This is a genomic window from Nostoc sp. UHCC 0870 (assembly GCF_022063185.1).
Classification (GTDB): Bacteria; Cyanobacteriota; Cyanobacteriia; order Cyanobacteriales; family Nostocaceae; genus Trichormus.
Map to the genome: position 1 here is coordinate 96,548 of NZ_CP091913.1, position 11,768 is coordinate 108,315.

The window sequence follows — 11,768 nt, forward strand, 5'->3', positions numbered from 1 at the left end:
ATACTCGTTTGGAAAAACAAATTATTAATAGTCTTCATAGGATGTGACACAGAACCACGGCAAGGAGTATTTAAATGACGTTGAATTATTTTAGAAGTAATAAGTTCCAGAAAACTTTGATTGCTCCTATAGCAATTTTATTTAATTTTGAAGATTGGGGGACTTCAGAACCCTAGTTTCTTGTCTCTCTTGAATGATTTAGCATGACTATAGGATAATTTCTTGTTAACTCCGCCGACAGACTAGACAGAGTTCTATGACTTTAGTTTGAAGGACAGATACATCTCCAGAGCCTTTTTTGAAAATAAACTCCAACTCTAGTAGTAGGGGTAAACAAGAAATTAGTTGCCGTAAAGCCAGAGATTGCACTTCTTGTTGTAAAAAGTAGATGCGCTTAGGATTGCCGACTTCAGCAGCTTGAGCGATCGCCTGGGGATTTCGTTCACCACTTTCCAGCATCAACTTCACCCATAACCAAGTACGAAATTGACCTACAAGGGTAGCAATAATCCGTAACTCTGGCTCGGCAGCATTGACGAGATCACCTAAAACGGTTAAAGCTTTAACTGTGTCACCTGTTCTAATCGCTGCGGCAAGTTGCAGGCTATTTTGAGTAGTATTCCTCACTAAAAGAGTGACAGTATCTACATCTACAGGTTGATGGCTACCCTCAGCATAAAGACGTAATTTTTCTATTTCATTGTAAAGTAGCCGTGTATCATTACCTACCGCTTCCGCTAAAACTTCCGCAGATTTCGCAGTCAGTTTTACGCCAACTATTTGAGCAGCTTGGTTAACAGCTTGTATGAGTAACTCGGTCTTCCACGGTGGAATCAGGGGAAACTCTCGGAACTCAGTAGCGTATTTTTTGATTAATTTCGTGGATTTTAGACGTTCGTCTGGTTTGTTACGGGAAGTAAGTAATAAATATGAATTGTCAGGAATTACTGGCAAAGTCCGCGTCAGTTCTGCCAACATATTCTCAGGACACTGCTGACAAATAGTAGTGTTTATCAGCCATACCAAACGCCCGCCAGCACCAAAGGGTGGAGTCATAACTTGATTTAACGCCGCGATCGCTGCATCACTTTGATCGGGAAGAAAACCAGTATAGTTAAAACTAGTCCACAGAGGATCAAGGATGCGATCGCGTAATATCGCCACGGCCTTATCTATGGCAAAATCATCCTCACCCCAGTAAAAGTAAATAGTCATTAGGTATTGGGGAATAACTTATATTAATTAGTATTGTCCCTTACACCCCTATACCCTTACACCCCTACACCCCTACTCTTTAATCTAAATTTTCCCTAAAATCAATCAAGTGAGAGCGCGAGGCAACGAAGATTGGACGACAACTACCAAACTTATCTAAATCGGGTAGCGAGAATGACGCTACCAGAAGCTTATAGATCCCAAGTACAGCATATTCAGGAATCTTATAAATTTCAGCCATCTGGGGAATCTAGAGCCGCAGTACCTTTTCCTGGCTATACTCTGATTACCCCAACGGCGGCGGAAGACTCAGCAAACGTTGATTTCTACGCCACATTACAAGGGTATCAACAGGAAATTTTGCAGTTACCGGGAAATAAAGATTTAATTGTCCCTCTGCCTCCTGGGAGTTTCCACTTGACCTTAGCAGATTTGATTTGGGACAGTGCTTATCGTCATGCTTACGAGAAAAATCCCGAATTTGACCAACAATTACACTCTTGCATCGCAGAAACATTTCAGCAATATCAAGAATCCCTGACACAAGAGAGTCGGGCGATCGCCTGGCAAATGTTAGGACTAGTAATCATGCCCAGAGCTATAGGTGTGTGTCTAGTACCTAAAAATGAAAGTTGCTACGAACAGATTTTGAAATTCCGCCGCACAATTTATCAAAATTCCAAGTTAATTGCTTTGGGAGTTGAACAACATTATCACTTTACAGCCCATGTAACTTTAGGCTATTTCGGGGATATTTCCCCGGATTTAGAGCGAATAAAACTTGCTAAATCATTTTCTGAGTTAAATGAAAACTGGATGTTTAATATGCCAGAAATATCCATTCATCGTGTCGAACTACGGAAATTCGACGATATGACCCGTTACTATCGGGAATCAGACTGGCCTAGTTTAGAGTTTTAAGGGGATTGGGGATTGGGGATTGGGGACTGGGGACTGGGGATTGGGATGATCAAAATTATCCCTTGTCTTCCTTTCACCCCTACACGGAAGCTTAACTAAAGATATATTGCCAGCTAAACCCATAGATTGATGAAGAAATGAGTAGCAACAGCGAGACTGAGAAGTAGAATTAATATGCAAGTAGCAAAATGGTATCTCAGAAATCTCAACAATATCAACGTGCAATTGGCACATTTAGAAACAAACAAGAAGCTGAACGAGCATTAAATGAGTTGAAAAACTCTGGTTTCTCAATGGATCGGGTTTCTATATTGGCAAAAGATACAGAGCGCAACGAGCAAATAGCTGGAAACCGTGTAAAAGATCGTGGTGATACAGAAGCTCAAGAAGGTGCTGGTATTGGTGCAACTACAGGGACTGTCTTGGGTGGTCTTGGTGGCTTACTTGTAGGTTTAGAAGCTTTATTAATCCCCGGAGTAGGGCCGTTTCTAGCCGCAGGGACGATCGCCACTACCTTAGCAGGTGCGGGTATTGGTGCGGCTGCTGGCAGTATCGTGGGAGCATTGACTGGTTTAGGTATCCCGGAAGAAGAGGCAAGAAATTATAGCGATCGCGTTTCTCAAGGCGAATATTTGGTGATCATTGAGGGTACAGAAGCAGAAATTGAACGTGCTGGCAGAATTTTTAGCGATCGCGGCATTCGTAATTGGAGAGTAGATAATATTAGTGATATTCGTGGTTATAGTACCGACGTAGCACCTACAGCTACTACAGCTACTGTGGGAGAAACAGACACATATCCTGGAACATTACCCGACAATGATGCAGTAGAAATTATTGATCAGCGCGATCGCTATTAGCAATTTAATTTCATCGGCAAAAATAGTCAAAAACCCCAGTTTCTCTAAGAAACTGGGGTTTTTAAGGTAAGTAGGGCTTGCTGAAAAAAACCAACCTAGTCCCCATTGCCCTTTCCCTATTCCCCAGCCGTCGGTAGCCTGGGATGCTGCGTTGAGTATTTAGCTACTAACTTGGAAATTTCAGGATTATACAGTCTCAGATAATTCCAATAGTTACCAAATACTTGCCGGACATAATTTTTGGTTTCACCAAAAGGGATGGCTTCCACAAACTCATCTGGATCTTGATTTGGTATAGTTTGCAACCATCGGGAAACATTGCCGGGGCCAGCATTGTAACTAGCGATCGCTAACATGGAATTATTGTTATACCGCTCATGGGTATAATCTAAATACCATGTTCCCAGCATGATATTGTCGTTGGGATTTTCTAAATCAAGGGTCTTGTTATCTACCTTAATTTTAGAAGCTATCCATTTACCAGTATCTGGCATCACCTGCATTAAGCCAGTTGCACCAGCCACAGATTTAATTTTCGACTCAAACCGTGACTCCTGGCGCATCAAGGCTGTCACCAGTAAAGGATTAAGTTGCCGTTCAGATGACCATTTCTCGATTTCTCGCAGGTAAGGAAAGGGATATCGAGCTTGCCAGTAGGTAATCTGTTTGCTAAATTCCTGATATTGGGCTTGTTCTTCTGGCGTTTCCCGGTCTTCTAATTTAGAAATGAGGTTAATACCTGAGAGATTTTCACCCCGTGCAAGACGCATCAAGCCTTCTGTAAATTGCTCTGGGATTGTAGGCTGCTGTTTATTAACATATTCTGTTTCCCATTGCAACCAAGCATCCCGGTCTTGTCCCAACAGATACAATTCTTTAAAGCTGTCCGAACCAGCAGGTGGAATAGGACGTTGATGGGGAACTACTTCTGGTTGGAGTTGACGGACATTTTTAAAGTCACCCACATTCAACCCCAACATATTCGCCGATCGCCAGGCATAGTAAGAGTAAGGAAAGTTACTAAGCACATACTCATAAGCTGTTTTTGCTTCTTGTTCTTTGCCTAGGTTATTTGCCCATTTACCCACCCAAAAACCGGCTCTGGGAGCTAAAATACTGTTTGGGTTTTCGGTGACAATTGGTGTAGCCCATTTCCAAGCTGTGGCATAATCTCTAGCTTTGGCTTTTTCTTCGGCAATCTTCCAACGGTATTCTGCCGCCTCCTCAGATTTACTGTGCTGAGTTATGAGTTGTTGCCAAGCCTGTTGAGCTGATTTAGTATCATTAAGTCCTTGAAAAATTTCGGCTTTTTTAACTACAGCTTGACTGGCTTGCTCTGGGAATTTAACAATTACTCGGTCAAGATAGGGTAGAGCATTCTTTTTAGGATTAGCCATCTCCGCCAGACGCAATAAGCCCATACCCGTTTCCCTGGCTTCTGGGAATTGCTGTGCTAGTTGATTATAAGTGGCGATCGCTTTTTCTCGATCTTTGCCGCCTACTTGCAATCCCCGCGCTGTCCGGTAGAGGTTACGGGCAGTTTTAGGGGCCTTGGCATAAGCAGCAGCCGCTTTGGTAAATTGATTATTGTCCCAGTATGCTGTGCCAATGGTTTCCCAGTCTGCTGGTTTGAGATTCGGCTGTTTGACTAGTTGATCTAATACCCCTACTATCCCCGGCTGGTTATAGGCATATTTAGCCAAGATTAACTGCAATTGGGGCTGATTGGGATTCTCTTGCAGCCGCTTCCTAATAATTTCCCAGGTGAGAGGATTAGAAGGAAATTGAGCGATCGCTAAATCATGTAGCTTTGGTTGAGCAATCAGATACTTAGCTTTGACTACCGCCGCTTCCTGGGGATATTGTTTTAATACCTGTCGCCTTAAATCGGAAGCCTTACCATCCTTATTTAAAAGATCCTGAGCTTGGGCTTGTTTGAGCAAGATATAAGGCGCGAGGACAGGATAATCTTTCTCTAGTCCTGTCAGCAGTTCTAGAGCTTTTTGCCCTTGTTTGGTATCTATATAATCACTCGCCAACAGGTAACGCGCCCTTTCTCTGTCTGGTGAACGACCATTTTGTGAAATTTCTGCTAACTTTGGCGATCGTTCTGGTACAGATTGTGATATTAGTGGGAACACAGATGAATTGGCTTTGCTAGCATCAGATAGCTGCTCTGTCTGATTTGACGACAGATTCAGCCATTGCCCCAAAGATTTGCCAATCTGCGGTGCTGATACCATCGCCCCAGCAGAAAAGGCAAACAGTGCTGCGCCAGCAATTAGAGGAATTGGTTTTTGTTGTAGTTTCTTCAGCATGGATACTCGCTGAACAGTGCCGATGAATTTCCTGAAACTCTAGCATTCATTGCCATGAGTGTAATCACCTCTTCACTAGAGATTTCTCATTTTAGGAAAAATCTGTCAGATTATCGATGTTAACGTTGTTTTTATTTTTAGTTGGTCAGTGATGGCGATAACCGAACGTCGCGCAAAGCGATAAAGGTTAAAAACGCTTCATTATACCTCTTGCATAAATGCGGAAACTGTCATGTTGAGCGAAGCGAAACATCTCAATGACACATCCCATTTTCAGATTTTTGCAAGAGGTCTATTATCCTGCTTTCTTCACTAACCAAGTTAAACTTTCAACTACTGCCATAAACTAATTCCATCAAAAGTTGATATATAACCGATAATTATCAACAGATAATCATTTGCCAACGTCCAGTCAATGCTAAACAGATGCAGCATCCCGAAAAAAAAGCCACTCTCAAATTTCTAGACTTGTTTTGTGGGATTGGCGGGTTTCGTATTGCAGCAGAAATTGTTTGCCAAGAGCGAAATTTTGAACCCGTCTGCGTTTTTTCAAGTGACATAGATCCTGATGCTCAAAAAGCATACGCAGCAAATTTCGCCGAAAAACCCGCAGGTGACATTACGAAAATAGATACTCAAGACATTCCTGAACATGATATTTTGTTTGCAGGTTTTCCGTGCCAACCCTTCAGTATATGCGGAGACATGAAAGGTTTTGATGATATACGGGGTACTTTATTTTTTGAAATAGCCCGTATATTGCAAGCGAAACAGCCTCAAGCCTTTATCCTTGAGAATGTCAAACAGCTAAAGGGACATAATCAAGGTCAAACACTCAGGCGAATCATAGAGACTCTTAGCAGTTTAGGATACTATACTGACTATCGCATTCTTAACGCGCTGGATTTTGGTGTACCGCAGAAGCGCGAACGTATTTTTATTGTTGGCTTCCGAAATCCAGTTAATTTCCTTTGGCCTGAAGGTGGTGTTCCGATGAAGCCGCTTTTGCAAATTTTGGCAGATAACGTACCGGATTTTTATTATGCTTCCGAAAAAATCAGGAATAGCCGTATAGAAAAACGAAAGGGTAAGCAACAGTATAGCGAGATGACTATCTGGCATGAAAACAAAGGCGGGAATATTAGTGCATATCCCTATTCCTGCGCTTTGAGAGCAGGCGCATCCTATAATTACCTCTTAGTCAATGGTGAAAGAAGACTGACAGAACGCGAAATGTTGCGACTTCAAGGCTTCCCCGATTCCTACAAAATAGTTGGCAATTATCAAGCATTACGAAAGCAAGCTGGTAATGCTGTGGCTGTTCCTTGTGTTGTGGCTGTTATCCGCTCGGTTCTAGATGTAATGGCAAAAACTGTCACCGAATCTAAAGCATTCAAATCTCATACAAACAGAGAATTGAGTTTGATGCTTGAGCCTCCTGCCAGCATATATACAGCTAGTGGAGCATGAATATGCCGACAGTTGAAGATGCAAAAGAACGGTTAGACAGCATAATCAACAAGGGACGGGTTGACCTTTATAAGCCAATTCAAATTGCTGAAGTGCTGAGACGCTCACGGCTAAAAGGTGATATCAACATTCTAGACACAAACACATACCAAAATCCTTCAGTTCGTTGGCGCGATGAAGTGACAAGGTGCTTATTGGGCAAAGTTTCCACATCCTCAGCGAGATACCAACATGATGTGTGGAATTTTACCGCCATGTATCCTGAACTGCTCACAGTTCTTGACACTGAAAACAAGCGCACTCAAGGCGGTGTGGAGCGTTATATCTACTTACGATTTAATGAAAGACAAAAAACTGTTGCCAGCATCATCGCTTTTGTGGAGAGTAAATCCCCAAAAGATTTTCAATTGAGTGTTTTACTTGACAAATTTATCAAACAAAAAGGTATTAGACGAAGCATTGACAAAGCTTATGAAATTGTCACTTATAGCCTCTTTGAAACAATTGTGGTTGCTCTTGGCACAACTATCAAAGTCAGTATTCCCCCCAAAAACAAAGAATTGCTTGCCGAGTTCTCTGATTTGACGCGCGTTCTGATTGGTCTGGAAGCAGGAAAAGAAAGTTGGGAATTTCCTGCTCATGTGTATCGTGTGGGTGTCACTAATGCCGCAGATAGAGGTTTGGATATGTGGGCTAATTTCGGACCGGCAATTCAAGTCAAACACCTGACACTTGATAACAAATTGGCTCAAACCATTATTGACCAAGTAGAAAGTGACAACATTGTAATTGTATGTCGTGATGCTGACGCAGAAGTAATCAAAGTTGTCACCCAGCAGATCAGTTGGGGCTTGCGTGTGCGCGGCATTGTGTGCGAGTCCGAGTTGATTGATTGGTATGAACGTTGCTTACGTGGCAAGTTTAGCGAACAACTGGCGAATCCTCTAATTGAGCGTCTAGGAAATAGCTTCAAATCAGAGTTTCCACAAGCTAACACTATTGTGGATTTCTTAGAAGAACGTGAGTATCTTTCAATACCTGTTGACAAAATTTGGGTGACAGAAATTGATGTCAGAGCCTAGCATAAATACACAATATTCACAGTCCTCATTTTTGATTGATTAAGAATGCGATCGCCTAAGCCCCGCCTTTCCTGCGGTTCTCTACAAGTAAGGCGATCGCTTTGATTGCAACTGCCTGGTCACAACGTAGTAGGATGATGAACGGGAAAACCTCAAAATCAGAGAGGCGACCTAGAATTAGAGCAAAAGACGAATTTTAAAACAAGCACACTCATGCGTATATCTCTGAATTGGCTGCGGGAACTAGTAGAGATAAAACTGAGCCACGAAGAACTGGCGGAAACCCTCACAATGGCTGGGTTTGAAGTCGAAGACATTGAAGACCGTCGCACCTGGGCAAACGGCGTTGTAGTGGGTAGAGTGCTTGAGCGTCAACCCCACCCCAACGCTGATAAGTTGAGTGTTTGCCAGGTCGATGTCGGTACAGGTGAGATTTTAAATATTGTCTGTGGTGCTGCTAATGTGCGGGCAGATATTTATGTTCCAGTGGCGACTACAGGCACTTATTTACCAAACATCGATTTAAAAATCAAACCCGCTAAATTGCGCGGTGTCCCTTCCCAGGGCATGATTTGTTCTTTAAAGGAACTCGGTTTACCTACTGATTTAGACGGGATTCATATTTTCTCCCAAGAAAATCTCCCCGTCGGTAGTGATGTGCGGCCGTTGTTGGGTTTAGATGATGTAATTTTAGATGTCGCCGCCACCGCTAACCGTGCTGATGCTTTGAGTATGGTAGGGATAGCGCGGGAAGTAGCGGCTTTGACTGGCGCACAGTTGAGCATTCCTGCACCTGGGGAAGTATCTGTTTCTCAAAATGCCGGGGCGTTAAGTTTAAAAATCGCTGATACCCAAGCTTGTCCAGCTTACATTGGTACAGTTATTGACCAGGTAAAAATTACCACTTCTCCTGAATGGTTACAACAGCGTTTGCGGTCGGCGGGAGTCAGACCAATTAATAATGTAGTTGATATTACTAACTATGTATTGTTGGAATGGGGACAACCACTACACGCTTTTGACAAAGAGCGTTTAAAATCTGTAGGTGGCACAGAAACCTTACAAATTGGTGTGCGTTTTGCTAACTCAGGGGAAATCCTCAAAACCCTAGATGGGCAAACTCGCAACCTAGCAACCCAAAACTTGTTAATTACCGCTAACGATAAACCCGTGGCTTTAGCGGGGGTCATGGGTGGGGAAGAAACAGAAGTTTATGACGGTACACAAAGCCTAGTTTTAGAAGCAGCGTTATTTGATTCCGTCGCCATTCGTCGTTCCTCCCGCAGTGTAGGCTTGAGAAGTGAAGCTTCTGGGAGATATGAACGCGGTGTCAACCGTGCAGAGTTGGAAGTCGCTTGTCGCCGCGCTTTATCTCTTATTACTGAATTGGCTGGGGGTGTGATTGTCCATCAAGAAATTGCTGATACTCGCCCCGACCCTGCTACCTGGAGTCATTCGATTTCACTGCGTTTAGACAAGGTGAATGATGTGCTAGGGCCAGTGGTTTTGGGTGAAGAAACGGGAGAACTAGAAACACAAGATGTAGAAAGAATCCTGACGGCGTTGGGTTGTCAACTAACTGCGACGGAAGAGAAAAGTTGGAATGTTACCGTTCCACCCTATCGTTACCGTGACTTAGAGCGAGAAATTGATTTAATTGAAGAAGTTGCCCGTCTCTATGGTTACGATCGCTTCTGTGATACTCTACCGGATAAGGCAGAAGCTGGTTATTTGCCCTTAGACCAAGAATTAACTCGCAAGTTACGCGCAGCATTACGGGCGGAAGGTTTAACAGAATTAATTCAATATTCCTTAGTCAAACCTGGGAATAGCAGACAAATTGTCTTAAGTAACCCTTTATTTGCTGAATATTCCGCCTTGCGTACCGATTTACTTTCTGGGTTAATTGACGCGTTTCAATACAACCTCGAACAAGGTAACGGTTCTCTCAATGGTTTTGAAATTGGGCGGATTTTCTGGCAAGAAGAAGAAGGTTTGTTAGAAAAAGATGCGATCGCTGGCATCATGGGAGGAGATAGAACTATCGGCAAATGGTCAAAGGGTGGAAAAGAACAACCTATGACCTGGTTTGAAGCCAAAGGGATTTTAGAAAGCGTCTTCCAGGAACTAGGAATACTAGTAGAATATCAGCCAGATTGTCGTGATGCACGCCTCCACCCAGGACGCACCGCCTCTTTGTGGATTAGGGGAACTAGTTTAGGTGTGTTTGGACAACTCCATCCCCAACTCCGCCGGGATAAAGATTTACCAGAATCGGTTTATCTATTCCAGTTAGATTTAAATGTGCTATTGGATGCCTTAGACCAAGATGAAATTCTTATCCCAGCATTTAAAGCATATTCTACCTATCCAGCGAGCGATCGCGATATCGCTTTCTTTGCACCGGTGAAAATTTCCGTCGCCGACATTGAAAAAGCTATTACCAAAGCTGGTACAGGTTTATTGGAATCGGTGGAAATGTTTGACGAATATCGTGGCGAAAACGTCCCCCAAGGACAACGCAGTTTAGCCTTTCGTCTAGTATATCGGGCAGGCGATCGTACTCTTACTGATACTGAAGTTGAGCCGGTTCACAACAAAGTTCGGGAAGCCTTGGTAGAGAAATTCGGCGTTAACCTCAGAAGTTAGTCTGAATTTTGAGATTTGCCCAATTAAGATTCCCGACTTCTTGAAGAAGTCGGGAATCTTATCATCTCCTCTATGTAATTTCACGAGTTAAGATATACACATATATTTTGGCACTCTCAAATTATTTGTAGCGGATTTATGATAAATGTGAGCTTGACTGCTGTAGCTACTGCGATCGCTAACGTACTGTGGACTAAAGCCCAAGAGAAAATCGGCGAAAATCTTGGTGATTTTTTATGGACTGCGCCTGGTAAATTAGACATCTCCAAAATAGTATTATTCTGTGATAAAAGAACATTAAAGCGTTATTTTGACACAGAAGCATGAGCAATATACTGAATTACATTGAAGAGAATCCTAAACAAACCCAAAGGTTAATAGGTCTGGAATATGAACAGTTACAACAATTAATCATAAATGGGGAAAGATTATATCATGAAAAAAAAGCTTTACTGGAATCTAAGAAAGTGAGAATTATTGCTGGTGGAGGAGGTCGGAAACCAAAATTATCTATTTCTGAACAAATCATTTTAACTTTAGTGTATCTCCGACATCTGACAACCTTTCAACTTCTAGGTATTCAGTTTGAAGTAAGTGAGTCTACAGCCAACGATACGTTTAACTATTGGTTGCCTAACTTGCGAGAATTACTGCCATCAAGTTTGCTTGAACAAGTAAAAAAAAACGCTTCTGACTATGAAGTAGTAAAAGAAATGCTCACAGAATATGAATTAATAGTAGATAGCTATGAACAAGTCAGAGAAAGACCTAGAGACAATGATGAACAAAAGAAATATTTTTCAGGTAAGAAGAGTAATCATACATTTAAAACTCAAATGATTATTTTACCTGATGCTAGTGATATCGTTGATGTTGTGGCAGGTGAACCTGGTCCAAAAAGCGATATAACTTTGTTCCGAGAATATCGTTCAGAGTTTGATGCCAAACAAAGATTTAAAGGAGATAAGGCATATCTTGGAGAAGATTTAATTACAACTCCAATTAAGAAACCAAGAAATCAAGAACTAACAACTGAACAGAAAGAACAGAACAAAATATTTTCATCTAAACGAATCTTTGTTGAACATCGAATACGGTCAGTCAAAATCTTTCGAGTTGTCCAAGAGAGATTTAGGTTAAATACCCGCAAATATAAGCAAGTAATTTTGACGATTTGTGGGCTAGTAAGGTTACGGATTCGAGGGCTAATATTACCATTAGAAATATCAGCTATATCATCAGGTTAAAATTAT

At 42.1% G+C, this 11,768-nt stretch carries 9 protein-coding genes; 7 read left to right on the plus strand and 2 right to left on the minus strand.

Annotated features, from left to right (window positions below):
* Positions 1-225: 225 nt before the first annotated feature.
* Entirely contained in the window at positions 226-1,215 is a 990-nt protein-coding gene (gene holA / locus L6494_RS00395) for a DNA polymerase III subunit delta (protein WP_237990928.1), read from the minus strand.
* A 132-nt stretch (positions 1,216-1,347) separates the two neighbouring features.
* Here holA and L6494_RS00400 point away from each other — a divergent pair, with 132 nt between their 5' ends.
* Together L6494_RS00400 and L6494_RS00405 are read left to right on the plus strand one after the other, a co-directional pair.
* Entirely contained in the window at positions 1,348-2,136 is a 789-nt protein-coding gene (locus L6494_RS00400; protein ID WP_237990929.1) for a DUF1868 domain-containing protein, read from the plus strand.
* A gap of 188 nt (positions 2,137-2,324) precedes the next feature.
* Entirely contained in the window at positions 2,325-2,996 is a 672-nt protein-coding gene (locus tag L6494_RS00405; RefSeq protein WP_237990930.1) for a general stress protein, read from the plus strand.
* Between the two features lie 116 nt (positions 2,997-3,112).
* Here the strand turns inward: L6494_RS00405 and L6494_RS00410 are convergent, their stop codons facing one another.
* Complete coding sequence (locus L6494_RS00410; RefSeq protein ID WP_237990931.1) at positions 3,113-5,314, minus strand: lytic transglycosylase domain-containing protein; 2,202 nt, start codon at positions 5,312-5,314, stop codon at positions 3,113-3,115.
* 426 nt (positions 5,315-5,740) lie between these two features.
* Here L6494_RS00410 and L6494_RS00415 point away from each other — a divergent pair, with 426 nt between their 5' ends.
* The 5 genes from L6494_RS00415 (at position 5,741) to L6494_RS00435 (ending at position 11,762) form a co-directional block, all read left to right on the plus strand.
* Positions 5,741-6,784 (plus strand): DNA cytosine methyltransferase, encoded by a 1,044-nt coding sequence (locus tag L6494_RS00415; RefSeq protein WP_237990932.1) that lies wholly within the window; start codon positions 5,741-5,743, stop codon positions 6,782-6,784.
* 2 nt (positions 6,785-6,786) lie between these two features.
* Positions 6,787-7,866, plus strand: coding sequence for a HaeII family restriction endonuclease (locus L6494_RS00420; protein ID WP_237990933.1), 1,080 nt, complete (start codon positions 6,787-6,789; stop codon positions 7,864-7,866).
* A 213-nt stretch (positions 7,867-8,079) separates the two neighbouring features.
* Positions 8,080-10,515: a phenylalanine--tRNA ligase subunit beta gene (pheT, locus tag L6494_RS00425; RefSeq protein ID WP_237990934.1), complete on the plus strand. Its 2,436-nt coding sequence runs from the start codon at positions 8,080-8,082 to the stop codon at positions 10,513-10,515.
* Positions 10,516-10,653: 138 nt separating this feature from the next.
* On the plus strand, positions 10,654-10,842 hold the full coding sequence (locus tag L6494_RS00430; protein WP_237990935.1) for a hypothetical protein: 189 nt from the start codon (positions 10,654-10,656) through the stop codon (positions 10,840-10,842).
* Positions 10,839-11,762, plus strand: a complete 924-nt coding sequence (locus tag L6494_RS00435) for a transposase (protein ID WP_237988802.1) — start codon at positions 10,839-10,841, stop codon at positions 11,760-11,762. Before L6494_RS00430 ends, L6494_RS00435 begins: the two co-directional genes overlap by 4 nt.
* Positions 11,763-11,768 lie beyond the last annotated feature (6 nt).